Source organism: Streptomyces sp. NPDC058308, from assembly GCF_042880275.1.
In the GTDB taxonomy this organism is placed as follows: Bacteria; Actinomycetota; Actinomycetes; order Streptomycetales; family Streptomycetaceae; genus Streptomyces.
The window spans coordinates 149,619-174,765 of sequence record NZ_JBHVZA010000012.1; the positions used below are offsets into that span (position 1 = coordinate 149,619).

At 72.5% G+C, this 25,147-nt stretch carries 23 protein-coding genes; 11 read left to right on the forward strand and 12 right to left on the reverse strand.

From position 1 onward, the window contains the following. Positions 1–48: 48 nt before the first annotated feature. The 3 genes from ACFVYL_RS18480 to ACFVYL_RS18490 are packed head-to-tail and all read left to right on the forward strand — an operon-like array spanning position 49 to position 3,110. Entirely contained in the window at positions 49–816 is a 768-nt protein-coding gene (locus ACFVYL_RS18480) for an SDR family NAD(P)-dependent oxidoreductase (RefSeq protein ID WP_389717301.1), read from the forward strand. Further along, a complete protein-coding gene (locus ACFVYL_RS18485) occupies positions 813–2,495 on the forward strand; it encodes a class I adenylate-forming enzyme family protein (RefSeq protein WP_389717134.1) in 1,683 nt (560 codons plus the stop codon). The genes ACFVYL_RS18480 and ACFVYL_RS18485 overlap by 4 nt, the downstream gene beginning before the upstream one ends. A gap of 21 nt (positions 2,496–2,516) precedes the next feature. Next, entirely contained in the window at positions 2,517–3,110 is a 594-nt protein-coding gene (locus tag ACFVYL_RS18490; protein WP_389717136.1) for a TetR/AcrR family transcriptional regulator, read from the forward strand. Positions 3,111–3,460: 350 nt separating this feature from the next. Here the strand turns inward: ACFVYL_RS18490 and ACFVYL_RS18495 are convergent, their stop codons facing one another. From ACFVYL_RS18495 to ACFVYL_RS18505, 3 genes are all read right to left on the reverse strand, one after another. Next, entirely contained in the window at positions 3,461–4,675 is a 1,215-nt protein-coding gene (locus ACFVYL_RS18495) for an acyl-CoA dehydrogenase family protein (RefSeq protein WP_389717139.1), read from the reverse strand. Positions 4,676–4,684: 9 nt separating this feature from the next. Beyond that, a complete protein-coding gene (locus tag ACFVYL_RS18500; protein ID WP_389717142.1) occupies positions 4,685–5,716 on the reverse strand; it encodes a phosphotransferase family protein in 1,032 nt (343 codons plus the stop codon). A 171-nt stretch (positions 5,717–5,887) separates the two neighbouring features. After that, a complete protein-coding gene (locus ACFVYL_RS18505; protein ID WP_389717144.1) occupies positions 5,888–6,184 on the reverse strand; it encodes a hypothetical protein in 297 nt (98 codons plus the stop codon). A gap of 134 nt (positions 6,185–6,318) precedes the next feature. On the opposite strand from ACFVYL_RS18505, the gene ACFVYL_RS18510 reads away from it, so the two are divergent. Then, the gene (locus ACFVYL_RS18510; RefSeq protein ID WP_389717146.1) at positions 6,319–7,254 is read left to right on the forward strand and encodes an NADP-dependent oxidoreductase; all 936 of its coding nucleotides are present in this window, start codon (positions 6,319–6,321) and stop codon (positions 7,252–7,254) included. 63 nt (positions 7,255–7,317) lie between these two features. Here ACFVYL_RS18510 and ACFVYL_RS18515 read toward each other — a convergent pair whose 3' ends face one another. The 6 genes from ACFVYL_RS18515 to ACFVYL_RS18540 form a co-directional block, all read right to left on the reverse strand. Continuing rightward, a complete protein-coding gene (locus ACFVYL_RS18515; protein WP_389717148.1) occupies positions 7,318–7,674 on the reverse strand; it encodes a DUF202 domain-containing protein in 357 nt (118 codons plus the stop codon). Next, positions 7,671–8,063, reverse strand: coding sequence for a DUF202 domain-containing protein (locus tag ACFVYL_RS18520; RefSeq protein WP_361728673.1), 393 nt, complete (start codon positions 8,061–8,063; stop codon positions 7,671–7,673). The genes ACFVYL_RS18515 and ACFVYL_RS18520 overlap by 4 nt, the downstream gene beginning before the upstream one ends. A gap of 23 nt (positions 8,064–8,086) precedes the next feature. Beyond that, entirely contained in the window at positions 8,087–8,623 is a 537-nt protein-coding gene (locus ACFVYL_RS18525) for an NUDIX hydrolase (protein ID WP_389717151.1), read from the reverse strand. 15 nt (positions 8,624–8,638) lie between these two features. Next, positions 8,639–9,418 carry a glucose 1-dehydrogenase gene (locus ACFVYL_RS18530; RefSeq protein WP_389717153.1) on the reverse strand — a complete coding sequence of 260 codons (780 nt, stop codon included), beginning with the start codon at positions 9,416–9,418 and terminating at the stop codon, positions 8,639–8,641. Beyond that, the gene (locus ACFVYL_RS18535) at positions 9,415–10,068 is read right to left on the reverse strand and encodes a TetR family transcriptional regulator (protein ID WP_389717154.1); all 654 of its coding nucleotides are present in this window, start codon (positions 10,066–10,068) and stop codon (positions 9,415–9,417) included. The genes ACFVYL_RS18530 and ACFVYL_RS18535 overlap by 4 nt, the downstream gene beginning before the upstream one ends. A gap of 198 nt (positions 10,069–10,266) precedes the next feature. Next, positions 10,267–11,154: a DMT family transporter gene (locus tag ACFVYL_RS18540; protein ID WP_389717156.1), complete on the reverse strand. Its 888-nt coding sequence runs from the start codon at positions 11,152–11,154 to the stop codon at positions 10,267–10,269. A gap of 217 nt (positions 11,155–11,371) precedes the next feature. On the opposite strand from ACFVYL_RS18540, the gene ACFVYL_RS18545 reads away from it, so the two are divergent. The 3 genes from ACFVYL_RS18545 (at position 11,372) to ACFVYL_RS18555 (ending at position 15,794) form a co-directional block, all read left to right on the forward strand. Next, positions 11,372–13,036 (forward strand): FAD-binding dehydrogenase, encoded by a 1,665-nt coding sequence (locus ACFVYL_RS18545; RefSeq protein ID WP_389717157.1) that lies wholly within the window; start codon positions 11,372–11,374, stop codon positions 13,034–13,036. 162 nt (positions 13,037–13,198) lie between these two features. After that, complete coding sequence (locus ACFVYL_RS18550) at positions 13,199–14,161, forward strand: hypothetical protein (RefSeq protein ID WP_389717159.1); 963 nt, start codon at positions 13,199–13,201, stop codon at positions 14,159–14,161. A 43-nt stretch (positions 14,162–14,204) separates the two neighbouring features. Beyond that, positions 14,205–15,794 carry an APC family permease gene (locus tag ACFVYL_RS18555; protein WP_389717162.1) on the forward strand — a complete coding sequence of 530 codons (1,590 nt, stop codon included), beginning with the start codon at positions 14,205–14,207 and terminating at the stop codon, positions 15,792–15,794. A gap of 47 nt (positions 15,795–15,841) precedes the next feature. Here the strand turns inward: ACFVYL_RS18555 and ACFVYL_RS18560 are convergent, their stop codons facing one another. Next, positions 15,842–17,239 carry a gluconate:H+ symporter gene (locus tag ACFVYL_RS18560; protein ID WP_389717164.1) on the reverse strand — a complete coding sequence of 466 codons (1,398 nt, stop codon included), beginning with the start codon at positions 17,237–17,239 and terminating at the stop codon, positions 15,842–15,844. 104 nt (positions 17,240–17,343) lie between these two features. Further along, the gene (locus ACFVYL_RS18565; protein WP_389717166.1) at positions 17,344–17,850 is read right to left on the reverse strand and encodes a gluconokinase; all 507 of its coding nucleotides are present in this window, start codon (positions 17,848–17,850) and stop codon (positions 17,344–17,346) included. Positions 17,851–17,988: 138 nt separating this feature from the next. On the opposite strand from ACFVYL_RS18565, the gene ACFVYL_RS18570 reads away from it, so the two are divergent. Further along, positions 17,989–18,690 carry a FadR/GntR family transcriptional regulator gene (locus tag ACFVYL_RS18570; RefSeq protein WP_389717168.1) on the forward strand — a complete coding sequence of 234 codons (702 nt, stop codon included), beginning with the start codon at positions 17,989–17,991 and terminating at the stop codon, positions 18,688–18,690. 104 nt (positions 18,691–18,794) lie between these two features. Beyond that, positions 18,795–19,205 carry a YchJ family protein gene (locus ACFVYL_RS18575; RefSeq protein WP_389717170.1) on the forward strand — a complete coding sequence of 137 codons (411 nt, stop codon included), beginning with the start codon at positions 18,795–18,797 and terminating at the stop codon, positions 19,203–19,205. A gap of 30 nt (positions 19,206–19,235) precedes the next feature. On the opposite strand, the gene ACFVYL_RS18580 is transcribed toward ACFVYL_RS18575, so the two are convergent. Beyond that, entirely contained in the window at positions 19,236–20,516 is a 1,281-nt protein-coding gene (locus ACFVYL_RS18580; protein ID WP_389717173.1) for a lipase family protein, read from the reverse strand. A gap of 378 nt (positions 20,517–20,894) precedes the next feature. Between ACFVYL_RS18580 and ACFVYL_RS18585 the strand changes: the two genes are divergently transcribed. Together ACFVYL_RS18585 and ACFVYL_RS18590 are read left to right on the forward strand one after the other, a co-directional pair. Further along, positions 20,895–23,774, forward strand: a complete 2,880-nt coding sequence (locus tag ACFVYL_RS18585; protein WP_389717175.1) for a peroxidase family protein — start codon at positions 20,895–20,897, stop codon at positions 23,772–23,774. Next, positions 23,761–25,146: a hypothetical protein gene (locus ACFVYL_RS18590; RefSeq protein ID WP_389717177.1), complete on the forward strand. Its 1,386-nt coding sequence runs from the start codon at positions 23,761–23,763 to the stop codon at positions 25,144–25,146. The genes ACFVYL_RS18585 and ACFVYL_RS18590 overlap by 14 nt, the downstream gene beginning before the upstream one ends. Position 25,147: the final 1 nt, after the last annotated feature.

Sequence of the window (25,147 nt, forward strand, 5' to 3'; positions counted from 1 at the left end):
GACTGGTTAGTCTGCCGGGGAAGCCGAGCCGCAGGCCGAAGGAGAACCATCGTGGAGACCCTGCAGGACAAGGGAGTCGTCGTCACCGGTGCGGGAGGCGGGATCGGGGCCGCGCTCGCCCGCCGGTTCGCCGCCGAGGGCGCGCGCGTCGTCGTCAACGACCTGGACGGCGCCAAGGCCGAGGCGGTCGCCGACGAGGTGGGCGGCATCGCCGTGCCGGGCGACGCGTCGGTGATCGTGCCCGAGGCCCGGGACGCGCTCGGCGGCACGGTCGACGTGTACTGCGCCAACGCGGGGCTCGGCTCCGGCGGCAGCGAGGCCGCGCCCGAGGCGGTCTGGGCAGCGGCCTGGGACGTCAACGTGATGGCGCACGTACGGGCGGCACACGCGCTGCTGCCCGACTGGCTGGAGCGCGGCAGCGGCCGCTTCGTCTCCACCGTCTCCGCGGCCGGTCTGCTCACCATGATCGGCGCCGCGCCCTACAGCGTCACCAAGCACGGCGCGTACGCCTTCGCCGAGTGGCTCTCGCTCACGTACCGCCATCGCGGCCTCAAGGTGCACGCGATCTGCCCGCAGGGCGTCCGCACCGACATGCTCGCCGCCACCGGCAGCGCGGGCGACCTCGTGCTCACCCCCACCGCGATCGAGCCCGACGACGTCGCCGCCGCCCTCTTCGCGGGCATGGCGGAGGACCGCTTCCTGATCCTGCCGCACCCCGAGGTCGCCGCCTACTGCCAAGCCCGCGCCGCGACCCCCGACAAGTGGCTGACCGGCATGAACCACCTCCAGCAGAAGTGGGAGGCGACGCAGCGGTGACCGGCCCTTCCCCCGCCGCGTCCCCGTACGCGGCCAAGCCCTGGCTCGCCCGGCTCAACGACGCCCAGCGCGGCCCCGTGCACCCCGCGGCCTCCATGCCCCACGCCTTCCGCGCCGCCGTCGCACGGGCCCCCGAGCACACCGCCCTCGCCTACTTCGACGGCCGCCTCAGCTACCGCGAGACGGACGCCCTCAGCGACTCCGTCGCCGGGCACCTCGCCGCGCGCGGCGTCGCCCGCGGCGACCGCGTCGCGATCCTCCTGCAGAACACCCCGCACTTCGTGCTCGCGCTCCTCGGCGCGTGGAAGGCGGGCGCGACGGTCGTCCCCGTCAACCCCATGTACAAGTCCGCGGAGGTCGGCCACGTCCTCGCGGACGCCGGAGTGACCGCGCTGATCTGCGCGGACCGCGCCTGGGAGACGTATCTGCGCGATACGGCGGCGAACTCGCCGGTGCGCGTCGTCCTCACCGCCTGCCAGCTCGACCTGCAGACCCGCGACGACACCCGGGTCCTGGACTTCGAGCGCCTGCCGGTGCCCGCCGACGCCGACGACCTGGTGGCGGTCGCGCGCCAGGGGATCGAGGCCCCCGCCGACCGTGAGCTCGGCCCCTCCGACGTGGCGCTGATCAGCTACACCTCGGGCACCAGCGGCGCCCCCAAGGGCGCCATGAACACCCACGGCAACATCACCTACAACGCGGAGCGCCAGCGCACCGGCTCCGGGATACCCGAAGGCGCCTGCTACTTCGCGATGGCGCCGCTCTTCCACATCACCGGCATGGTCGCCCAGATCGCGGCCTGCGTCGCCAACGCGGGCACGCTCGCGCTCGCCTACCGCTTCGAGGCCGGTGTGGTCCTCGACGCCTTCGCCGAGCACCGCCCCGCGTACACGGTCGGCCCGTCCACGGCCTTCATGGCGCTGGCCGCGCACCCGGCGGCGACCCGCGCGCACTTCGCCTCCTTCGTGATGATCTCCTCGGGCGGCGCGCCGCTGCCGCCCGCCCTGGTGGAGAAGTTCCGCGCCGCCTTCGGCCCCTACCTGCACAACGGCTACGGCCTCACGGAGTGCACCGCGCCCTGCGCCTCCGTGCCGCCGGGACAGCAGGCTCCGGTCGATCCCGTTTCCGGCACCCTCGCGGTCGGCGTCCCGGGTCCCGAGACGGTCGTACGCATCCTGGACGACCTCGGCCGCGAGGTCCCGTTCGGCGAGCAGGGTGAGATCGCCGTGCGCGGCCCGCAGGTGGTGCCCGGCTACTGGCAGCGCGCCGACGCCACCGCCGAGGCCTTCCCCGACGGCGAACTGCGCACCGGCGACATCGGGTTCATGGACCCGGCGGGCTGGCTCTACGTCGTCGACCGCAAGAAGGACATGATCAACGCGTCCGGTTTCAAGGTGTGGCCGCGCGAGGTCGAGGACGTCCTCTACGGGCACCCCGCCGTGCGCGAGGCGGCCGTCGTCGGGGTCCCCGACAGCTACCGCGGGGAGACCGTCAAGGCGTACGTCAGCCTGCGTCCGGACAGCGGCACCGGCCCCGGCGAACTGGCCGCGTACTGCAAGGAGCGGCTCGCCGCGTACAAATATCCGCGGCAGATCGAGATCCTGACGGAGCTGCCGAAGACGACAAGTGGGAAGATCCTCCGGCGGGAACTGCGTTCCCGGGCACAGCACGGCAAGTGACGCGAAAGGCAGGTGGCGGCAGTGGCCCGAACGACGGACGGTGACGGCACACCCGTCCCCCAGCGCCTGCTGGCCGCCGCCACCAGGCTCTTCGCCGACCACGGCTACGACCGTACGTCGGTGCAGGAGATCGTGGAGGCCGCCGGCGTCACCAAGGGCGCGCTCTACCACTACTTCGGCTCCAAGGACGACCTCCTGCACGAGGTCTACGCCCGCATGCTCCGCGTCCAGCAGGAGCGGCTCGATGCCATCGCCGACGCGGACGCCCCCGTGGAACGGCGGGTGCGCGACGCCGCCGCGGACGTCGTGGTCACCACCATCGACAACCTCGATGACGCGGCGATCTTCTTCCGCTCCATGCACCACCTCAGCCCGGAGAAGAACAAGCAGGTCCGGGCCGAACGGCGCCGCTACCACGAGCGGTTCCGGGCCCTGATCGAGGAGGGCCAGGAGTCGGGCGTCTTCGCCACGGCGACCCCGGCGGACCTGGTGGTGGACTACCACTTCGGCTCGGTCCACCATCTGTCCACCTGGTACCGGCCCGAGGGCCCGCTCACCCCGCAGCAGGTGGCCGACCACCTGGCCGACCTGCTGCTCAGGGCGCTGCGGCCGTGAGGTGACGGGGCGACCGGGTGGCCAGGCCTCAGACGCCGTCCTTGTGGCCGTTCGCGACGAGCAGCTGCTCCATGCTCCGGTGGGCGGCGTTGGCCTCGGTGTTGCTCTTGTCGTGGAAGAGCCTGAGGTACTGGTGGAGGGCGGCCACGCAGGTTTCCCGGCCCCGTCAGCTTCCAGTCCGGGTTCAGCCGCGCGGCGGGCCGCGCCGCCGTCTCCTGCCCCGTCGCTCTCCGCGTCTCGCGCACCCCGTTCCCCGCCCTTCCGGTCGCTTCCGGTCGCTTCCGCCGAGGCTAGGCGCGGCGGGAGCGACCGGAGAGGGTACGCGGGGGCAAGCCCGAGGGCACCCGCGGCTACCGGTACTTCTTCAGCTCCCGCCTCGCGAGCGAGCGCTGATGCACCTCGTCAGGACCGTCGGCGAGGCGCAACGTCCGCGCCGCCGCCCAGAGTTCGGCCAGCGGGAAGTCCTGGCTGACGCCGCCCGCGCCGTGCAGCTGCACCGCCCGGTCGAGGATGTCGACCACCGCGCGCGGGGTCGCGATCTTGATGGACTGGATCTCCGTGTGCGCGCCCTTGTTGCCGACGGTGTCCATCAGCCAGGCCGTCTTGAGGACGAGCAGCCGCAGCTGCTCCACGGCGACCCGCGCGTCGGCGATCCACTCCTGCACGACGCCCTGCTGCGCCAGCGGCTTGCCGAACGCGGTGCGCGCCACCGCGCGCTCGCACATCAGCTGGATGGCGCGCTCGGCCATCCCGATCAGCCGCATGCAGTGGTGGATGCGGCCGGGGCCGAGGCGCGCCTGTGCGATGGCGAAGCCGCCGCCCTCCTCGCCGACGAGGTTCGAGACGGGCACCCGGACGCGGTCGAGGACGACCTCGGCGTGGCCGCCGTGGTAGTGGTCCTCGTACCCGTACACCCGCATGGCGCGCCGCACTTCGAGGCCCGGGGTGTCGCGGGGGACAAGCACCATGGACTGCTGGCGACGGATGTCGGCGCCGTCCGGATCGGTCTTGCCCATCACGATGAAGATCTGGCAGTCGGGGTTCATCGCGCCGGAGATGTACCACTTGCGGCCCGTGATGACGTACTCGTCGCCCTCGCGCTCGATGAGCGTGGTGATGTTCGTGGCGTCGGAGGAGGCCACCTCCGGCTCGGTCATCGCGAACGCCGAGCGGATCTCCCCGGCAAGCAGCGGCTCCAGCCACCGCTTCTGCTGCTCGTCGGTGCCGAACTGCGCGAGCACCTCCATGTTGCCGGTGTCGGGCGCCGCGCAGTTCAGCGCGGTGGGTGCCAACTGCGGGGAGCGGCCGGTGATCTCGGCGAGCGGCGCGTACTGCAGATTGGTCAGCCCGGCCCCGTGCTCGGCGTCGGGGAGGAAGAGGTTCCACAGGCCCTGCCTGCGGGCCTCGGCCTTCAGCTCCTCCACCACGGCGGGGGTGTCCCACGGCGAGGCGAGCGCGGCCCGCTGTTCCTCGGCGACGGCCTCGGCCGGGTACACGTGCTCGTCCATGAAGGCGAGCAGCTTCGCGCGCAGCTCTTCGGTGCGGGCGTCGAATGCGAAGTCCATGGCTCTGTCTCAGCCTTCCTGTCGTCCCTGGAGCGTGGCGCGGCCGTGCTCGATGAACACGGGCACCAGCTCGCCGATCCGGTCGAAGCCCGCGCCGACCGTCTGGCCCAGCGTGTAGCGGTAGTGGATGCCCTCCAGGATCACGGCGAGCTTGAACCACGCGAACGCCGTGTACCAGGAGACGGCCGACACGTCGCGCCCCGAGCGCGCGGCGTACCGCTCGATCAGCTCGGCCGGGTCGGGGTGGCCCGGCGCGCCCGCGGTGGTGCTGACGGGGGAGTCGGGGACCTCCAGCTTCGCGCTGTACATCACGAGCAGGCCCAGGTCGGTGAGCGGGTCGCCGAGCGTGGACATCTCCCAGTCGAGGATGGCCTTGATCCGGCCGTCGTCGCCGATGAGGACGTTGTCCAGGCGGTAGTCGCCGTGTACGACGGCAGGGGCGGGGGAGCCGGGGAGCGCGCGCCCGAGTGCGGCGTGCAGTTCGTCGATGCCCGCGAGCTCGCGGCTGCGGGACGCGTCCAGCTGCTTGCCCCAGCGGCGCAGCTGCCGGTCGAGGAATCCCTCGGGCCGCCCGAAGTCGCCGAGCCCGACCGCCGCCGGGTCCACGGCGTGCAGGTCGACGAGGGTGTCGACGAGGCCGAGCACCGCCTCGCGGGTGCGCCCGGGGCCGAGCGGCGCGAGCTCCTCGGCGGTGCGGTACGGCGTCCCGTCCACGAACTCCATCACGTAGAAGGGCGCCCCGATGACGGTGTCGTCCTCGCACAGGAGCACCGGCGCGGGCACCGGCACGTCGGTCGGGTGCAGTGCCGCGATCACCCGGTGCTCGCGCTTCATGTCGTGCGCGGTGGCCAGGACGTGCCCCAGCGGGGGCCGCCGGACGACCCAGCGGGTGGCGCCGTCCGTCACCGCGTACGTGAGGTTCGACCGGCCGCCCTCGATGAGCCGGGCGGTGAGCGGTCCGCCGACCAGGCCGGGACGCTCGCGGTCGAGGTGGCCGCGCAACCGGTCGAGGTCGAGGCCCGGCGGGTGGACTGCGCTCATCTGCTGCTCCTGATCGGCGTGGTGGCTGCTGCTGCCACCCCATGATGCCGACCAGTCGGTATGCCGTCCAGAGGCTACCGGGCGGTGAAGGAGCGCGGGGACCCGCGCGACCGGTCACGCCCGGCCCGCGGATCCCCGGCGAACTCCGGTGGAGCGGTCAAGGACAGGCTCTCAGTGGTCGTCCCAGTGCCCGTCGTGCTCCGCGTGCCGGTGGCCGTCGTGGAGGTAGTCGACGTGGTCGCCGTGCGTGACCGCGTCGTGGCCGCAGCCGTCCCCGTGCCGGTGGTCGTGGCCCTGGTGCGCGAGGTGGCCGGCCGGCTCGCACTCGTCGTAGTGGTCGGAGTGCAGACGGTGCAGGTGGCCGTCGTGCGCGTAGTCGACGTGGTCGCCGTGCGGCACCTCGGGGTGGCCGCAGGCCGGGCCGTGGACGTGGTCGTGCACCGGGTGTTCGTGGTGGAGCGTGGTCATGACGCGCACCTTCTGTGGCTGCGGGGAGTGGCTTGACCCTCTCAGGCTAGCCCCTGATGCCCTATTAATTCCGTTATGGGAACCTTGTTGATGTTTCGATGACCTCCGCGAAGCGACCCTGTGAGGGGCACCCCATGAAGGCGATCAGCTACCGCAGCTACGGCGGCCCCGAAGTGCTCGAGTTCGGGGAGGTGAGCGACCCCAAGGTCGGCCCCGACTCCGTCCTGGTGAAGGTGCGGGCGGCGGCCGTGAACCCCGTTGACTGGAAGTGCCGCGAGGGGTACCTCGACGGGCTCATCGACCCCGTCTTCCCCGTGATCCCCGGCTGGGACGTCTCGGGTGTGGTGGTCCAACCGGGCGCCTCCGTGCCGGAGTTCGCCGTCGGGGACGAGGTCATCGGCTATGTGCGCGAGGACTTCCTCTCGCGCGGCACCTTCGCCGAGTACGTCGCCGCCCCGGTGCGCACCCTCGCCCGCAAGCCGCGCAACCTCACCTTCGCGGAGGCCGCCGGGCTGCCGCTCGCCGGGCTCACCGCCTACCAGGTCCTCACACAGGCGCTGGAGGTGGCCGAGGGGGACGTCGTCCTCGTGCACGCCGCGGCGGGCGGCGTCGGCTCGATCGCCGTGCAGCTCGCCCGGCACGCGGGCGCCCGCGTCATCGGCACCGCGAGCGAACGCAACCACGACTACCTGCGGGAGCTGGGCGCCGAGCCGGTCACCTACGGGGACGGGCTCGTCGACCGGGTACGGGCGCTCGCCCCCGAGGGGGTCGACGCGGCCTTCGACACGGTGGGCGGCGACACCCTCAGGGCATCCGCCGAACTCCTCGCGCCCGGCGGCCGCCTCGCGTCCATCGCGGACGGCGGGGTGATCGGCCTGGGCGGCCACTACTGCTTCGTACGCCCGGACGCGGCCGACCTCGGCCGCCTCACCGAACTCGCGGAACAGGACGTGGTGACCGTGCACGTCGACGAGACGTTCCCGCTGGAGCGGGCGGCCGAGGCGCACCGCCTGAGCGAGGAGGGCCGCACCCGCGGCAAGGTCGTCGTGACGGTGGAGTGGGAGGACTGACCCGAGGAACCGACCCGCCGACGCCGCGGGCCACGCCGACGCTGCGGCCCACGCCATCGGCGCTCACACCACCATCGCCGCCGCGCACACCGACAGTGCGAGCGTGCACAGCGCCGCCGTCCGGGCCGCCCGCAGCGTCATCGTCCGGGGCTCGCGTGCCGTCAGACCGGCCATCCTGCGGTGCGCGACCGCCAGGAAGCCGAGCCACAGGAGCAGGCAGAGGGCGCAGGCCAGCACGTTCGGCGCGGTGGGACCGCCGTGCAGCACCGCGCGGGCGGCGAGCACCGCGGCGACCGTGGCCGACAGCGTCGTGCGCCGCCAGGCCAGGCGCGTGCGCTCGGGCTGCAGACCCGGGTCGCGGAGCTGCGCACCGGTCTGTTCACCGGTCTGTTCACCGGGCTGTTCACCGGGCGGCGTCACCCCTCCCACCCGAACAGCACGACGATCACCATGGCGAGCGCGACCACCGCGACCGCCAGGCTCAGCACGGTCGGGAACCGGCTGGTCGGCAGGTCCTCGCCGCGCCGCATCGCGCGCTCGCACCGCACCCAGTGGTTGACCGCGCGCAGTGAGCACAGGACGCCCGCGCCGAGCAGCGCCAGGGCGAGCCCGATCCGCCAGGCCCAGCGCAGGTCCGGCAGGAACTGGTCCACGGCGAAGCCGCCCCCGATCAGCGCGAGGGCGGTGCGCAGCCAGGCCAGGAAGGTGCGTTCGTTGGCGAGCGAGAAGCGGTAGTCGGGGGTGTCGCCCTCCTCGCGGACGCGCTCGGGGGCGAACCACAGCCGCAGACTCTGTACGAAATTGCTCACGCTCGCACCATAGGCCGTGGTGATCAGCCCGCGCGGAAGGCCCTCAGCCGGTGGTGGGCGGCGAGCCCGTCCGGCACCCATTCCCAGGCGTCGAGCTTGCGTTCCAGCTCGTCGTCGGTGAGGAAGGCGTGCCAGGCGACCTCCTCGGCCTGAGGATTCACCGGCAGGTCGCAGCGCACCTCGTAGACGTAGGACCACCAGGAGTGCCCGGCGCCGTCGTCGTAGAGGAAGGAGAACAGCGGCGTGGGGCGTGCCAGGCCCTGGACGCCGAGCTCCTCCTGCGCCTCGCGCAGCGCCGCGTCGTCGCAGGACTCGCCCGCCCCGACCACGCCGCCCACGAACATGTCGTACAGCGAGGGGAAGACCAGCTTGACCGGCGTGCGGCGGTGCACGAACACCCGGCCCCGGGCGTCCCGCACCTCGATGAACACGCAGCGGTGGCGCAGGCCCCGCGCGTACACCTCGCCGCGCGGCGCCTCGCCGACGACCTCGTCGTGCTCGTCGACGACGGTCAGGATCTCGTCACGGGGGTCGGCGGGTGTCGCGGCGGAGTCGGTCATGCCCACCATCCAACCTCACCGCCCCATGACGTACTGCACGGTGGGCCCGGCCGTCCAGCCGCCGTCTACGGCGAGCTCCGCGCCCGTCACGTAGGACGCGGCGTCGGAGAGCAGGAAGACCACGGCACCCGCGATCTCGTGCGGCTCGCCCACCCGGCCCATCGGGGTGTTGGGGTACTTGCCCTCGCCCTTCTCGATGCCGACCTGGGCGGTCATCGGGGTGTACGTCATGCCGGGGTGGACGGAGTTGACGCGGATCCGGGCCGTGCCGAGCTCCACCGCGCCGATCTTGGTGAGCCCGCGTACGCCCCACTTCGACGCGCCGTACCCGGCGGTGAGCGCGAGGCCCATCAGGCCCGCCGCGGAGGAGATGTTGACGATCGAACCGCCCCCGGCCTCCTTCATCGCGGGCACGACGGTCTTCATGCCGATGAACACGCCGGTGAGGTTGATGTCGAGGACCTTGCGGAAGTGCTCGACGGACTCCGACTCCAGGAACTGGCCGGTCGATATCCCCGCGTTGTTCACCAGGCCGTGGATGCCGCCGAACTCGGCGACCGCGTAGTCGGCCACGCGCCGCCAGTCCTCCTCGGACGTCACGTCGTGGTGCCTGAAGCGGGCGCGTTCGCCCAGCTCGGCGGCGGTGGCCCGGCCCTCGTCGGCGAGCACGTCGGTGAGGACGACGTTCGCTCCGGCGGCGACGGCCTGACGCGCCGCCTCGGCGCCGAGCCCGCGCGCGGCGCCGGTGATGACGACGGTCCGGCCGGTGAGGTCGTGCTGGGTCATGGGTGTCATGGGGTGTCTCCAGGGGTGGGGTGCGGGGCCCGTAGCAGCGCCGCGGTGGTTTCGACGAGGTCGGCGAGGAAGAGGTCCTCGCCGGTCAGGGGGGTGGTTCCCGCCAGGTACTGACGGGCGCGGTCGCCCAGGGCGGCGCCGATCATGGTGAGCGCGAGATCGAGCCGTTCCAGGCGCAGCGGCTCAGGGAGCCCGGGCGCCAGGTCGGCCACGCGGTCTTCGAGCCGTCCGATCAGCGTCCAGTACACGGTGCCGTCGAGCGTGGGGTGCGGGGTGCGGGTGCGGACCCCGCTCTCGTGGCTGAGCTGGGCGGAGATGCGCAGGCAGCGGCGCCCGCGCTCGGTGCGCAACTCGGTGGCCTCGGCGTTCACCAGGGCGGTGAGCAGGCCGCGCAGACCGGCCGCGGCCTCTCCGGCGCGTTCGAGTTCGGCGGTGAGCACCTGCTCCGTACGGCGCTGGCGCTCCGCCATCACGGCGTCGAGCAGGCCGCCGCGCGAGCCGAAGTGGTACTGCACGGCGGAGGGGTTGCTCTGTCCGGCGAGCCGGACGATGTCCCGCAGCTGGGCGCCGTCCACGCCCTGCGCGGCGAACACCTCCTCGCCGGCGCGGAGAAGCTTCTCGCGGGTCTGGGGACCAGAGGTTCGGGCCATGGCCCCATTGTAATGCTGCCCATTATTAAACAGCTGATCAAGGCATCTGCGCATCCAGCCCGCCCTGGCGACCTATTCAGCCCGGCCTGGCGAGCCATTCAGCCCGTCCGGCGCTTGAGGACGAACTCGGCGAAGCCGGTGATGAACGGCAAGATGGTCAACGGCAACGCGACATACCGCAACGCACCGGCGGAGCCCTCAGCGCCGACTGAGCTCCCGCACAGGCCCCCGGCCATGCCCCGGCATCGCCGGATGCATCCCGAGCAGCACCACCCCCGCCACGACGGCCGCGAGCCCCGCCGCCTCCCAGGCGAGCGCACCCGTGTCGGTCCGCAGCCGGTCGCCGAGGAAGCCCACCCCGCACGCGATCCCGGCCAGCGGCTGCGCGGCGGTGAGCGCGGGCAGCGACATCCGTAGCGGCGCCGTCTCGAAGGCGCTCTGCACGAGGACGAGCCCCGTGACGCCGAGGACGAGCACCCCGTACGGCTGCCATCCCGTGAGCACCTCGGAGAGTCCACCCTCGGCGAACCGGTCACCGCTCACCCGCGTCAGCGCGTCCTGCACGCCGTAGAGGAGCCCCGCCGCGAGCGCCAGGAGCACCGGCCCCGCGCCGAGCCGCGTCCGCTTCGCCCACGCGGTGAGGACCAGCGCCCCGCCCACCATCACGCCGACGATGAGCCAGTGCCGCAGCGGGCTGGTCACCACATTCCCGCCGCGCGGCTCGCCCGCCACGATGAACGCCGTGACGCCGCCCGCCAGCAGCACCAGACCCGCCCACCCCTGACGGCCGAGCGGCTGCCCGCTCTGGTGGCGGGAGAGCGCCAGGGCGAACAGGAGCTGGGTGGCGAGCAGCGGCTCGACGAAGGAGATCTCCCCGCGGCCGAGCGCGAGCGCGCCGAGCACCATGCCGCACACCATCAGACCGATCCCGGCCAGCCAGCGCGGCACCCGCACCAGGTCGATGAGGAGCCGCAGCGAGAGGAAGTCGCTCAGCGGCGCCTTGCGCGCCACGTTCTGCTGGAGCACGAAGCCGAGGCCGAGGCAGCAGGCGGCGCCGACGGCGAGGGCGAGTACCAGGACCGACACGTCACATACCTGTGGGTGGGGGAGGCGGGGCCAAGCCGGGGTGGCAAAGCGAGACTTGGCCGACGATAGCGGCGATCCCCGCACGCCGCTCCCCGGATCTTGACGAGTTCCCCCGCTCTGTCGGTTGACGTGCGTCACTCGGCTGTTCAGGATCTGACCTGTCCGGGATCTGACCGGTCGGTAACCTTGCGGGACCCTGTCGAGGAGGACGAGCTCTATGGCGTACGACGCAGATGTGATCGTGATCGGGGCGGGGCTCGCCGGACTCGCGGCGACCGCGGAGCTCGTCGACGCGGGGCGCCGGGTCATCCTCGTCGACCAGGAGCCCGAGCAGTCGCTCGGCGGCCAGGCGCACTGGTCCTTCGGCGGTCTCTTCTTCGTCGACTCGCCCGAGCAGCGGCGGCTGCGGATCAAGGACTCGCACGCGCTCGCCCTCCAGGACTGGATGGGCACGGCGGCATTCGACCGTCCGGAGGACCACTGGCCGCGCAAGTGGGCCGAGGCGTACGTCGACTTCGCGGCCGGCGAGAAGCGGTCCTGGCTGCACGGGCAGGGCGTGCGGTTCTTCCCGGTGGTCGGCTGGGCCGAGCGCGGCGGCTACGACGCGCAGGGCCACGGGAACTCGGTGCCGCGCTTCCACATCACCTGGGGGACCGGCCCTGGGCTGCTCGCGCCGTTCGTACGGCGGGTGCGCGCCGGGGCGGCGCGCGGCCTCGTCCAGTTCAAGTTCCGGCACCGCGTCACGGGGCTCTCGCGCAGCGCGGGCACCGTCGACACGGTCACCGGCGAGATCCTCGAACCCTCGGCCGTCGAGCGGGGCAAGGCCAGCAGCCGCGTGGTGAACGGTGCCTTCCAGTTCCGGGCCCAGGCGGTGATCGTGACCTCGGGCGGCATCGGCGGCAACCACGACCTGGTGCGCGCCCACTGGCCCGAGCGGCTCGGCACCCCGCCCGAGAAGATGATCTCCGGGGTGCCCGCGCACGTGGACGGCAAGATGCTCGGCATCGCCGAGGAGGCCGGCGCGCACCTCATCAACCGCGACCGGATGTGGCACTACACCGAGGGCATCGAGAACTGGAACCCCATCTGGGAGCGGCACGGCATCCGCATCCTGCCGGGCCCCTCGTCCGTGTGGCTGGACGCGCGCGGCGACCGCCTGCCCGTGCCGCTCTTCCCCGGCTTCGACACGCTCGGCACCCTCGCCCACATCATGAAGACCGGGCACGACCACACCTGGTTCGTGCTCAACCAGCGCATCATCGGCAAGGAGTTCACCCTCAGCGGCTCGGAACAGAACCCCGACCTGACCGGCAAGTCCGTGCGCGGCGTCATCGACAGGGCGCGCGCCGACGTGCCGGGCCCCGTCAAGGCGTTCATGGACCACGGCGTCGACTTCGTCGTCGAGAGAGAGCTCGGCGCCCTGGTGCGCGGCATGAACGCGCTGACGGCGGACTCGGCGGGCCCCCTCATCGACGAGGCCGCCCTGCGCCGCACCCTCACCGCGCGCGACCGCGAGATCGCCAACCCCTTCACCAAGGACCTCCAGGTGACGGCCATCCGCGGCGCCCGCAAGTTCCTCGGCGACCGGCTCATCCGGGCCGTCGCCCCGCACCGCGTCCTCGACCCCGCGGCGGGCCCGCTCATCGCCGTGCGCCTGAACATCCTCACCCGCAAGACCCTCGGCGGCCTGGAGACGGACCTCTCCTCGCGCGTCCTGACCGAGGGCGGGCAGCCCCTGCCCGGCGTGTACGCGGCCGGGGAGGCCGCCGGGTTCGGCGGCGGCGGAGTCCACGGCTACCGCTCCCTTGAGGGCACCTTCCTCGGCGGCTGCCTCTTCTCCGGACGCACGGCGGGCCGCGCCGCCGCGCGCGCGGTGGCCTGAGCCCGCGGACGCGGACCGGCCGTGTGAAGGGCGAAGTCTGCGGATTTTGAAATGAGTTGGTGAAGGCTGGTGCCGGCGTCGGGCCTTGACGTGGAGCAGTGCCTACCGCTTTGCTGTGCGTGATCATCCATACGCAAGCCGCGCCGGGAGGGACGTCCCGCGGTGTCACCACCCCCACCCCCACTGGGCCGTTCCCGCAAAAAAGCCACGGGGCACGCCTTCGACGCCGCGCTCGACGACGCCGAACTCGCCGCTGCCCGCGCCGCGTTGGCGCAGGGACGCTGGGCCGGGGTCCGTGCGCTGCTCGCCGCGACCGGCGACGACTGGGACCGCAGGGGCCACCGCTTCGACGTCCTCGGACAGGAGCCCACCACCACCGCCTGGGCGCGCGACTGGCGGCTCGCCGAACCCGAGAGCCACGACGCCGAGGTGCTGCTCGCCTTCGCCGCCGTGCACAAGGCGCTGCGCGGCAAGGAGCGTTCGGACAAGGTGCGCGAGCGGTGCCGCGAGGCCGCCGCGCGCGTTCCCACCGACCCGACGCCCTGGCTCGCGCTCCTCCTGCTCGAACGCTCACTGGGCCGCGAGGAGGACGTCGTACGCCTCTTCGACGAGGTCCGCCACCGCCACCCCGAGCACCACCACGCCCACCACCTGATGGTGGCCCGGCTCGCCGAACGGCGCCCCGGCGCGGGCCAGGACCCGCTGCACGAGGTGTACGACTTCGCGGCCTGGGCCGCCGAACAGGCGCCCGCCGGCTCGCCGCTTGCGGTCCTGCCCGTCGTCGCGCACGCTGAGCGCTACCGCGTCCTCGCCGCGGCGGGCCTGGAGTCCGCCGATCCCGCCGCGTCCGGGCACTGGGCCGGGCGGCGCGCCCGCGGCGTCATGAAGGGCGCCTTCGACTGGTGGCTCGAACGTGAGACGCCCGAAGGCCCCGGCCACCCGCGCCGCCACATCGACCTCAACTTCCTTGCCCACGCGAAGTTCTGCGAGGGCAGGGCGGCCGAAGCCGCCGCGCTCTTCCACCGCATCGGACGGCACGCGACCCCGGCCCCCTGGTCGTACCCGGACCGGGACCCCTGCGCGTCGTTCACCGCCGCGCGGGCCACCGCGTTCGGCCCGTCCTGACCAGCCGTCCCCGATCAGCACCTTCCGAAAGGACAACCGCGCCATGGCGACGGGAAGTTCGAGTCCGAGCGGCACCAGATCACCCGGCGCCCCGACGGGCGACAGCGGGATCAGCACGTACAAGGGCCAGGAGCGGGCGCTGCGCGCGGGCCGCCTCGGCACCGCGGGCCTGCTGCTCTCCGTGCTCGCCGCGACCGGCCCCCTGATGGTCGTCGCCGGCGTCATGCCCACCACGTACGGGGTGATGGGCGTCGTCGGACAGCCGCTGCTCTTCCTCATCCTCGGTGTCGTCCTCGCGCTCTTCAGCCTCGGATACGCCGAGATGAGCCGGCACGTGCACAACGCCGGCGCCTTCTACGCGTACATATCCCGCGGCCTCGGCGGCACCGCGGGCGCGGGCGCCGCGCTGGTCGCGCTCGTCGCCTACAGCGCCCTCCAGGCAGGCCTGTACGGCCTGCTCGGTTTCGAGGTGTCCGGGCTCCTGAAGACGTACGTCGAGGTCGACGTCGCCTGGTGGATCCCGGCGCTCGTCACCGTGGCCCTCGTCGCCGTCCTCGCCTGGCTGAAGATCGACCTCAACGCGCGCGTGCTCGGCGTCCTGCTCCTGATCGAGGTGGCCCTCGTCGTCGTCTTCGACATCGCGGCCGTCGCCGACCCGGGCAAGGAGGGCCTCTCGCTGCACGCGTTCAACCCGGACACGCTCACCGGCGCGGGCGTCGCCACGTCCCTCTGCTTCTGCATCGCGGCGTTCACCGGCTTCGAACAGGCCCCCGTGTACGCCGAGGAGACCAGCCGCCCGCAGGTCGTGGTGGCCCGGGTGATGTTCTTCGCGGTGGGCTTCGTCGCCGTCTTCTTCGCGCTCAGCTCCTGGGCGCTCACGGTCGCGGCGGGCCCCTCCGGCATCGTCCCCGCGGCGCGGGAACAGAGCGCGGGGCTGCTCTTCGGCCTCACCGAGTCCCGGCTCGGCGCCACCTTCACCGACGTGCTCCACGTCCTGTTCGTGACCGGCATGTTCGCGGCGATCCTCAGCTTCCACAACGTCGTGGCGCGCTACGCCTTCGCGATGGGGCGGGAGAGGCTGCTGCCCGCCGCGTTCGGCCGCACCAACACCTCCACCGGCGCGCCCGGCACCGGCTCCCTGCTGCAGACCGTGGTCTCGGTGCTCGTCGTCGTGGCGTTCGCCGTCGCGGACGACGGCACGGCGGGCGACCCGACCGCGCCGGTCCTGCACCTGTTCACCTGGGGCGGCAACATCGGCGCGCTCGGCGTGATCCTCCTGATGGCCACCGCGTCCGTCGCCGTGATCGTCTTCTTCGCCCGCAGGGGCGCCGCCCGCGCCCAGGCCTGGCGCATCGCCGCCTCCGCACTCGCCGCGGTCGGTCTGCTGATCATCGCCGGGTACACGGTCAGGGACTTCGACGTCCTGGTGGGCGCGGGCGAGGGCTCCACGCTCGGCTGGGCGCTGCCCGGTGTCATCTTCGCCGCGGCGCTGACCGGCGTCCTCTACGGGGCGTTCCTGCGCTCCCGGAACCCCGAGGCGCATGCGCGCATCGGGCTGGGAAACGAGGCATTCCAGCTGGAAAAGGCGTCCTCGGTCGCCGGAGGACCGTCTTACAGCCCCTCCGGCGATTGAGGAGAGGGGTCCGGGGCGGAGCCGCCGAGGCGGCCCGCCCCGGGGCTTCAGATGATCAGCGACAGCAGGAGGACCAGTCCGCCCGCCACCACCGAGATGATCGTCTCCATCACCGACCACGTCTTCACCGTCTGACCGACGTCCAGTCCGAAGTACTCCTTCACCAGCCAGAAGCCCGCGTCGTTGACGTGGGAGAAGAAGAGCGAACCGGCGCCGATGGCGAGCACGAGCAGGGCCGTGTGCGCGGTCGACATGTCGGCGGCGAGCGGCGCCGCGAGACCGGCGGCGGAGATCGTCGCGACCGTCGCGGAACCCGTCGCGAGCCGGATGGCCACCGCGATCAGCCAGGCCAGGAGCAGCGCCGGGATCGACCAGTCCTTGGAGAAGTCCAGGATCATCCGGCCCACGCCGATGTCGATGAGCGTCTGCTTGAAGCCGCCGCCCGCGCCCACGATCATCAGCACGCCCGCGATCGGGGCGAGCGACTTCTCGACGGTCGTGGAGAGCCGGTCCTTGGTGAACCCGGCCGCACGGCCCAGCGTGAACATCCCGACGACGACCGCGGCGAGCAGGGCGATCAGCGGGGAGCCGATGACGTCGAAGACGCGCTGCACGGTGGTCTCGGGGTCGTCGACCACGATGTCCACCAGCGCCTTGGCCAGCATCAGGACGACCGGCAGCAGCACGGTGGCGACCGTCGCGCCGAATCCCGGGCGCTTCTCCAGCTCCTCCGAGGGGCGCTGCGGGATCATCTTCTCGGGGGCCGGGACGTCCACCCAGCGGGCGGCGACCTTCGAGAACAGCGGACCGGCGATGATCACCGTCGGAATGGCGACGAGGACGCCGAGCGCGAGCGTGACGCCGAGGTTCGCCTTGACCGCGTCGATGGCGACGAGCGGGCCGGGGTGCGGCGGGATCAGGCCGTGCATCACGGAGAGACCGGCGAGGGCCGGGATGCCGATCCGCATCAGCGAGTAGTTGCCGCGCTTGGCGACCATCAGGACGACCGGGATCAGCAGCACGATGCCGACCTCGAAGAAGAGCGGAAGTCCGATCACCGAGGCGATGAGGACCATCGCCCAGGGCATCGCCCGCCCGCTCGCCCTGGCCAGGATCGTGTCGACGATCTGGTCGGCACCGCCGGAGTCGGCGAGCAGTTTGCCGAGGATCGCACCGAGCGCGATGAGCACGCCGACGCCCGCGACGGTGCTGCCGAGTCCGCCGGTAAAGCTGGTGATGGCCTTGTCGAGCGGCGCGCCCGCGAACGCCCCGAGCGCGAGGGACCCGACGGTCAGCGCGAGGAACGCGTGCAGCTTGAACTTGGTGATGAGCAGGACGATGACGGCGATGCCCGCGAGGACGGCGATCCCCAGCTGGGCATGGCCCGCCGAGGTGATCGGCTCGACGGGGTCCGCTGCCAGCATCTCGACGCTGAGATGGGTCACGGTGCTTTCCTTGTACGTGAGTGAGTCGTGCCCCGACAGGGGCGCGGGGAACTGCGCGACCAGCCACATGCGGCCCGCAGCAGAAGAACCTCCGGCGGGAGCACTCAGCCGAGTCGACCGAGCGCCTCGACCGCCCGGTCGGCAATCTCCTCCGGGGACCCGGCGACGTCGACGCCGACGCCCGCCTCATCCGCCCCGAGAGGCTCCAACGTGGCGAACTGCGAATCGAGCAGCGCGGTCGGCATGAAGTGCCCCTGCCGGTGCGACATCCGGTCCTCGATGAGGGCCCGGTCACCGGTCAGGTGGACGAAGACGACACCGGGGGCGGCGGCCCGCAGCCGGTCGCGGTAGCTGCGCTTGAGCGCCGAGCTGCTGACCACACCGCCGAGACCGGCCCGTCCGTGCGCCCAGGCGCCGATGGCGTCGAGCCAGGGCCACCGGTCGTCGTCCGTGAGCGGCGTGCCCGCGGACATCTTCTGGATGTTCGCCGCCGGGTGGAAGTCGTCGCCTTCGGCGTACGGAACGCCGAGCTGGTCCGCGAGCAGGGGGCCGATCGTGGTCTTGCCGGTTCCTGCCACACCCATGACTACGACGACGTGGGGGGTGCTCATCGCTGCCTGCCTCGCTGTCTTCATCGACATCGGTCGGTTGTTCACGTCACTGAAACCCATTAGGTCTGACGAATTCAAGAGCCTGTGACATAAAAGTCTGACTTATTGTTCACGTACCGCTCCTCGTAGGCTTCCGCCATGACCGCACAGGCCCGAGGGCTGCACTCCCGCGTACTGGAAGACCTCGGGCCCGCCATCACCGCCGGTGAGTACCCGCCGGGCAGCGTGTTGCGCACCGACGAGCTGGCCCAGCGCCTGGAGGTGTCGCGCTCCGTGATGCGCGAGGCGGTCCGGGTCCTGGAGTCCATGCACCTGGTCGCGTCCCGCCGCAGGGTCGGCGTGACCGTGCTGCCCACCGAGGAGTGGAACGTCTACGACCCCCAGGTCATCCGGTGGCGCCTGGCCGGCGCCGACCGGGCCCGGCAGCTGCGCTCGCTCACCGTCCTGCGGTCCGCGGTCGAGCCGGTCGCCGCGGGGCTCGCCGCCCGGCACGCCACCGCGGCGCAGTGCGCGGAGCTCACCGAGTGCGCGCTCGGCATGGTCGCCCACTCGCGCGGACACCAGCTGGAGGGCTACCTCCGGCACGACGTCGCCTTCCACCGGGTCATCCTGAACGCCTCCGGCAACGAGATGTTCGCCCGCCTCGGCGACGTCGTCGCCGAGGTCCTGACCGGCCGCACCGCCCACCAGGTGATGTTCGAGGACCCGGACCCGCCCGCCGTCACCCTGCACGTCAAGGTCGCCGAGGCGGTCAGGGAGGGCGACGCGGCCCGTGCGGAGGCGCTGACCCGGGAGATCGCCCTGGGCGCCCTGGAGGAGCTGGACATCCTCGCCCCCTGAGGCCGTCCCCCTGAGGCCGCCCCTCGGAGCCGTCCCCTGAGGCCATCCCGCCAGGCCGGTCCCTGTGCCGGTCCCGCGTCGGCCGGTCGGTGAGAATGGGTCCCATGTCCCGACGCGCCGCACGCCCCACCACCCCCACGTCCTGCCCCTGCGGGCACCCTCGCCCGTACGAGAAGTGCTGCGGCAGGCTGCACCGGGGCGAGGCCGCCGCCGGCACCCCCGAAGAGCTCATGCGCTCCCGCTACAGCGCCTTCGCCGTGCGGGACGAGGGCTATCTGCTGCGCACCTGGCACCCGCGCACCCGGCCGCCCCGCGTGGAGTTCGACCCGGCGCTGCGCTGGACGGGCCTGGAGATCGGCGAGACCACCGAGGGCACCGCCTTCCACACCACCGGCACGGTCACCTTCCGGGCCCGCTACACCGACGGCGGCCGCCCGGACTCCCTGCACGAGAAGAGCGGCTTCGAGCGGCTCGACGGCGCGTGGGTGTACGTCGACGGCACCTTCATCGAGTAGCGGGGCCGTTGCGGGTCGGCCGATCGCCGGTCACCGTACGTCCCCGTACTCGCTCAACACCCCCGGCGGAGCGAGCGCGTTGACGTAGTGGCCCGGCCCGTGGTCCTCGAAGGAGTACGTGAACGGGATCGACCGCGTCAGCGCCAGACGGGTCGCGAAGAACGCCAGGGGCGCCACCACCGCGAGCCCCGCGAGGCTGTCCATCTGCGGATAGTGCAGCCCCGGATCGCGCACCTCGGACCAGCCGCCGGTCCGCGCCCCGCGCGCGAGTGCGGTCAGCGAGCGCCCGGCCGCCCGCGCCCTGCGGCCCGCCATCCGGCGCAGCTGCCCGCGCATCAGGTCGCCCGGCAGCGAGACCGCGTCGATCGCCGTCTCCGCCGCGAACGCAAGCGCCCCTTCCGCCGTACCGCGCGGCCTGCGGTAGTGGAACTCGCGGCCGAAGGGGGCGTAGGGGCCGACCGGCCGCGGCGGCAGGGCGGGCACCACGTCGCGGTCGAAGATGTAGCGAAGGAGGCGGTCGCGCAGGACGTGCTCGTCGCGGTCGTTCCTGGCGCGCGTACAGGCGTCGGCGAAGCCGGGCCCGCCGAGCAGCGGCTGGCCGAAGGTGTAGACGGCCCGCAGCCGTTCGGCGATCTCGGCGTAGCGGGGTTCGTGGACCAGGGCGACGCCCATCAGCGCGGCCATCGCGCCGCCGAGGCTGTGCCCGGTGATGTACAGCGCCTCCATCCCGTCGCCGCGCACGCCCTTCTCGCGGGGGTCCACCGACTCGCCGCGCGCGGCCCGGGCCAGGGCCTGCATGATCAGGTGGCGGGTCGCCCGCATGTTCCGGTAGAAACCCGCGTGCACCTGGTGGCGCTCGCCGGCCAGCTCCATGGCGAGCGTCTCGGGCCGTACGTCGGCATCCGTGAGGATGCTGATGATGTCCTCGGGCTGGGTGCCGCGGTAGCAGAGGATCACCACGCGCCGGTCCTTGTCCTGGATCAGGTACGCGGCCGACGCGATGTACATGGCGTCCACGCGCTGCTCGAAGACCCGGCAGCGGTTCTCCTCCAGGCCGAGCCGCGACATGATCATGGCGACGGTCTCCGGATCCCCCTCGTTCCCGAACCCCGCGTACGCGTACGCCGCGCAGGTCGCCATGGTGTGCGGCACCGGACCCGCCGTCCGTGGCGGCCCCTTGTCCGCCGCAAGGAGGTCCACCAGGTCCGCGTGGACGGGGAAGACGGTCCGCCGCCCCGGCTCGCCCTCGGTGGCGCTCTTGTACGGGCGCAGCTCCGCGAAGCTCGGCCCCCTGGCGATGTCCTCCCGCATGGCGTCCCCCACAACGCGCGCCTGTCGCACCGGACTTGTGAGCACACCACCGGCCCGGCGCACCGTCAACTCGGCGGCGGCCGAGCCGCCGCCACCCGTCGGGACCCGGCCACCGGGCGCACCCCCCGCATGGGGCTGCTGGGGAGCGAGCGCTCACACGGGGTGTGAAAGAAGGACCCGGCACCGGCCCCCGCACCCGGGCAGACGCCGCCCACGGGCCCAAACGCGCTGGCCCGCCCGCCAGTTCGAAGCATGCGGACGCCCGCGCACATAGGCGGGAACCGCCGCTGCGGGCCGCCGGTGCCGCCAGTAGCGTCTGCCTGCCCCCCTGTGCCGTACGCAGTCCCGCAAGCAGCCGTGCGAAGGAAGAGGCGCCCGATGGCCGACACCGGACAGCACCAGCAGAGTTACGAGCGCTACCTGGGCGGCAGCCCGGAAGCCGAACGCCGGCTGTTCCAGCGCCTCGCACAGGAACTGATGAAGGTCCAGGAGAAGAACCGGCGCGCGGCCCGGGCCGCGGGCATCGAGCGCACCTTGCACGCCAAGGCCGCACTCGGCGTGGAGAACGCCCGGCTGCGCTTCCACGACGACCTCCCCGCCGACCTGCGCTGCGGCTTCGCCCAGCCCGGCGAGGCCTACCCCGCGACCGTGCGGCTCTCCAACGCGAGCGGCATCCGGCAGGCCGACGGCGCGCCCGACCTGCGCGGCGTCGCCCTGCGCGTGACGGTCTCCGCCGACGAGAGCCACGACCTCCTCGCCACCAACCACCCGGTGTCGCACGCCCGCGACGCCCGCGAGTTCGTCGCCTTCGCCCGCGCCATGGCGGGCGCGACCACGCCGCTGAAGAAGGCGCTCGGCCTGTTCGTCAAGCTACCGCTCGCCGTCGGCCGCGCCACCGCCACCCGCATGCGCCGCAATGTCAGGGCGGCCGCCCGGCACACCGTCAAGAGCCTCGCGGGGGAGACGTACTGGAGCCGCAGCGCCGTCCTGTGGGGCCCGGCGGGGCCGGTCCGCTATCTGCTGCGCCCGGCCGCGGGCGGCCTGAGCGCCGGTTCTGGCGCCGGGCGCCGCGACCCCCAGTACCTGCGCCGCGAGCTGGAGACCCGCCTCGCCCGCCACGACATCGCCTTCGACCTGTGCGTCCAGCGGTACGTCGACGAGCAGCGCACCCCCGTCGAGGACGGCTCCGTGGAGTGGCTTGAGTCCGTCGCCCCCGCGCTGCCCGTCGCCACGCTCACCATCCCCAGCCAGGACCTCGACACCGCCGAGGCGCGGGCCGCGGGCGGCCGCGTCGAGGTCATCGGCTTCAACCCGTGGTTCACCACCGACGACTTCCGTCCGCTCGGCAACCTCAACCGCGCCCGCAAGTCCGCCTACGAGGCCAGCGCGGCGCACCGCCACGGACTGCGCTTCGTCACCGAGGAGCCCCTGCGCAACAAGGTGCTCGACGTGCCGGTCGGCGCCGTCTTCCGCCTCCTCAACCGCTATGTGCCCTGGCACAGGCTGCCGTTGGGGGCGAGCCTGCTCAACCTCGTCTTCCTGCGCAAGGCGCTGCGCCGCTTCAACCTCATCGACACCGACGTGCACGAGGCGCCGCCCAAGACCGTGCCCCCGCCCCCCGCGTTCGACGAGCAGCTGCGCACCGTCCGGTCCTACGACGGCACGTACAACGACCTCTCCAAGCCCACGATGGGCGCCGTCGGCGCGCCCTTCGGACGCAACCTCCGGCCGGTCTACCGCCCCGACCTCTTCGACGTCCCGAACCCGGTCACGGTCAGCCGCCAACTCCTGTACCGGGAGACCTTCCTGCCGGCGACCTCGCTGAACGTGCTGGCCGCGGCCTGGATCCAGTTCCAGGTCCACGACTGGGTCAACCACCGGCGCCACCAGGCCGGCGGCAAGGCCGTCGAGGTACCGCTGCCGCCCGGCACGACCTGGCACAACACCCCCGGCGGACCCGCCGAGCACGTGATGCGCTTCGCCGAGAACGAAGGCATCGAACTCCCCGGCGACCAGCCGCCGGTCCTCTTCGCCAACGTCGCCTCCCACTGGTGGGACGGCTCCGAGGTGTACGGCGAGAACGAACGGACCGCCAAGTACCTGCGCGAGCCCGACGGCGGGCCCAAACTCCGCCTCGACCAGGGCCACTTGCCCATCGGCCCGAACGGGATCCCGCTGACCGGCTTCGCCGAGAGCTGGTGGACGGGGCTCAGCGCCATGCACACCCTCTTCGCCCGCGAGCACAACGCGGTCTGCGACGCGCTGCGGCACGCCTACCCCTCGATGAGCGCGGAGAGCGTCTACCACACGGCCCGCCTGGTCGTGTCGGCCCTCATCGCCAAGATCCACACGGTGGAGTGGACCCCCGCGATCCTCGCCACCGAGGCCATCGACCTCGGCCTGCACACCAACTGGGACGGCCCGCCCGACAAGTGGCTGCAGAAGCTCGGCCTGTGGCTGCTCGAATCCCACTCGCTGACCGGCATTCCCAGGACACTGCCCGACCACCACGGCGCGCCGTACTCCCTGACGGAGGACTTCGTCACCGTCTACCGCATGCACCCGCTGATCCCCGATGACTTCGAGATGCGCGAGCACCACTTCGGACAGCGCCTGGAGACCCTGAACTTCCGCGACATCCAGGGCGCCGCCGCCGAGGCCGCCATCCGCAAGACCGGACTCGCGGACACGCTGTACTCCTTCGGCATCTCCCACCCCGGCGCCATCACCCTGAACAACTTCCCGCGCGCGCTGCAGCAGTTCGAGCGCGACGGCGAGATCATCGACCTCTCCGTCGTCGACCTGGTCCGCACCCGCAGGCGCGGCGTGCCCCGCTACAACGACTTCCGCGAAGGCCTGCACAAGCCGCGCATCCGCCGGTTCGAGGACCTGTCGCAGGACCCCGGGACCGTCGCCCGCCTCAAGGACGTCTACGGATCGGTCGACGAGATCGACACCGTCGTCGGCCTGTTCGCCGAGAACCCGCCGCACGGCTTCGGCTTCAGCGACACGGCCTTCCGCGTCTTCATCCTGATGGCCACCCGGCGGCTGCAGAGCGACCGCTTCCTGACCGTCGACTTCCGCCCCGAGATCTACACCCCGCTCGGCATCGACTGGGTCCAGAAGGGCGGCATGAACTCCGTCCTGCTGCGGCACTGCCCGGAACTCGCCGGCCTGCTGCCGCGCGGGGCCACCGCGTTCGCGCCGTGGCGACAGGTGCAGCCGATGAGCGACGGCGGCGCCCGTGCGGGCGGCTGACGGCGGCCTCGGGCACCCGGGCCTAGCGGACCTGTTCGCGAGGCCCCTCCTGGAGACGCTCTGGCGCCGCCGCACCCACCGGGTGAGCCGCGGCGCCACCGTCCCGGCGGGCTCGATGAGCTACCGCTCGCCGCACGCGCCGCGCCCCCTCTCCGAACTGGAGGAGGCGGTGCTGATCGCGCTGACCGGCTGCACCGGACTGACCATGCCGGACCGGCCCTTCGACGACCCGCGCGACGGCAAACCCATCATGGCCAAGCCCAACATGACCATGGCGGGCCGCACCGCGGGCAGCCCCGACAACGCACAGGGCACGCACTTCTTCCTGATCAACGACACGGGCACGTACTTCCTGCGCAGGCTCGACCCGGCGCCCGGCACGCCCCTCGACGCGACCGGCCTGGTCGAGCGGGCGCGGCAGGCGAAGGTCCGCGTCCTCGACCACCGCCTTGACGTCACCGAGGGGCTGCGCGACTTCCCGGCCTACCTGGACTCCAACCGGTTCCTGTCCAACCTGCCGGGAACGACGGTCCTCTTCCCGGTCGTCGACCTCTCCCACCAGTACATCAACGCCCTGATGTACCTGCTCACCCAGCCGGACGACGCCCGCCCCACCCTCGTCGACGACCGCAACTTCCACCGCCCGGCAGGAGTGCGGAAGTGGGTCCGCAACGGCTTCCTCAACGGTGACCTGAAACTGCCGCTCGGCGCCCTCGGCCCGCTGCGCACCCAGATCGAGGCGGACCTGCTCCTGCAGAACCTGATGCTCAGCGCCGAGGCGATGGGCCTGGGCGCCTGGATCCACGCGTCCCTCAACCCCCAGATCGCCCTGGGCGACCCGAAGTTCTCCCGCGCCTACGGTCACCTGCTCGGCTTCTCCTTCGTCACCCCGCGCTGGCGGCTGCCCGACCTGTGGCGCTGGCACGTCCCGCTCCCCAAGTACGCGGCCCTGCGCGCCCACCCCGTCGGCCTGACCTCCCCCTCGGGCGAGCCCCTCATCCAGGCGGCGTGCCCGCCCGCGCACCGCACCATGGCGGCGGCCGTCGACGCCGTGATCCGGGCCAAGTTCGGCCCCGGCGGCGTCTACGGCGACAAGGACGTCTTCGCCCGCATCTACAAAGAGGGGTACGGGCAGCGGTACCTGGCGGAGGCGAGCGAGTACGAGGACCGGGTCGTCGCGTGCACCCGGGACATCTGCACGTACATCCACGACACGCACCGCCGCTTCCCGGCGCACACGGACGCGGTCCATGTGCCCGGCGTGTGGCTCCAGGTCCACCACGTGGAGGTGGAGTACTACGAGAAGTTCTTCCGGGACGGGCTGACGGACGCGCACCGGCGCCACGGGGCTCTCTGGGACGGCGACCCCTGAG

Bases quoted from the DNA above. Each gene is read 5' to 3' on its own strand.
- ACFVYL_RS18510 (WP_389717146.1), top strand. From the start codon at position 6,319: ATGAAGGCGATCAGCTACCGCAGCTACGGCGGCCCCGAAGTGCTCGAG.
- ACFVYL_RS18570 (WP_389717168.1), top strand. From the start codon at position 17,989: ATGACCGCACAGGCCCGAGGGCTGCACTCCCGCGTACTGGAAGACCTC.
- ACFVYL_RS18580 (WP_389717173.1), bottom strand. From the start codon at position 20,516: ATGCGGGAGGACATCGCCAGGGGGCCGAGCTTCGCGGAGCTGCGCCCG.
- ACFVYL_RS18495 (WP_389717139.1), bottom strand. From the start codon at position 4,675: ATGGACTTCGCATTCGACGCCCGCACCGAAGAGCTGCGCGCGAAGCTG.
- ACFVYL_RS18585 (WP_389717175.1), top strand. From the start codon at position 20,895: ATGGCCGACACCGGACAGCACCAGCAGAGTTACGAGCGCTACCTGGGC.
- ACFVYL_RS18535 (WP_389717154.1), bottom strand. From the start codon at position 10,068: ATGGCCCGAACCTCTGGTCCCCAGACCCGCGAGAAGCTTCTCCGCGCC.
- ACFVYL_RS18565 (WP_389717166.1), bottom strand. From the start codon at position 17,850: ATGAGCACCCCCCACGTCGTCGTAGTCATGGGTGTGGCAGGAACCGGC.
- ACFVYL_RS18545 (WP_389717157.1), top strand. From the start codon at position 11,372: ATGGCGTACGACGCAGATGTGATCGTGATCGGGGCGGGGCTCGCCGGA.
- ACFVYL_RS18575 (WP_389717170.1), top strand. From the start codon at position 18,795: ATGTCCCGACGCGCCGCACGCCCCACCACCCCCACGTCCTGCCCCTGC.
- ACFVYL_RS18555 (WP_389717162.1), top strand. From the start codon at position 14,205: ATGGCGACGGGAAGTTCGAGTCCGAGCGGCACCAGATCACCCGGCGCC.
- ACFVYL_RS18505 (WP_389717144.1), bottom strand. From the start codon at position 6,184: ATGACCACGCTCCACCACGAACACCCGGTGCACGACCACGTCCACGGC.
- ACFVYL_RS18525 (WP_389717151.1), bottom strand. From the start codon at position 8,623: ATGACCGACTCCGCCGCGACACCCGCCGACCCCCGTGACGAGATCCTG.
- ACFVYL_RS18530 (WP_389717153.1), bottom strand. From the start codon at position 9,418: ATGACACCCATGACCCAGCACGACCTCACCGGCCGGACCGTCGTCATC.
- ACFVYL_RS18500 (WP_389717142.1), bottom strand. From the start codon at position 5,716: ATGAGCGCAGTCCACCCGCCGGGCCTCGACCTCGACCGGTTGCGCGGC.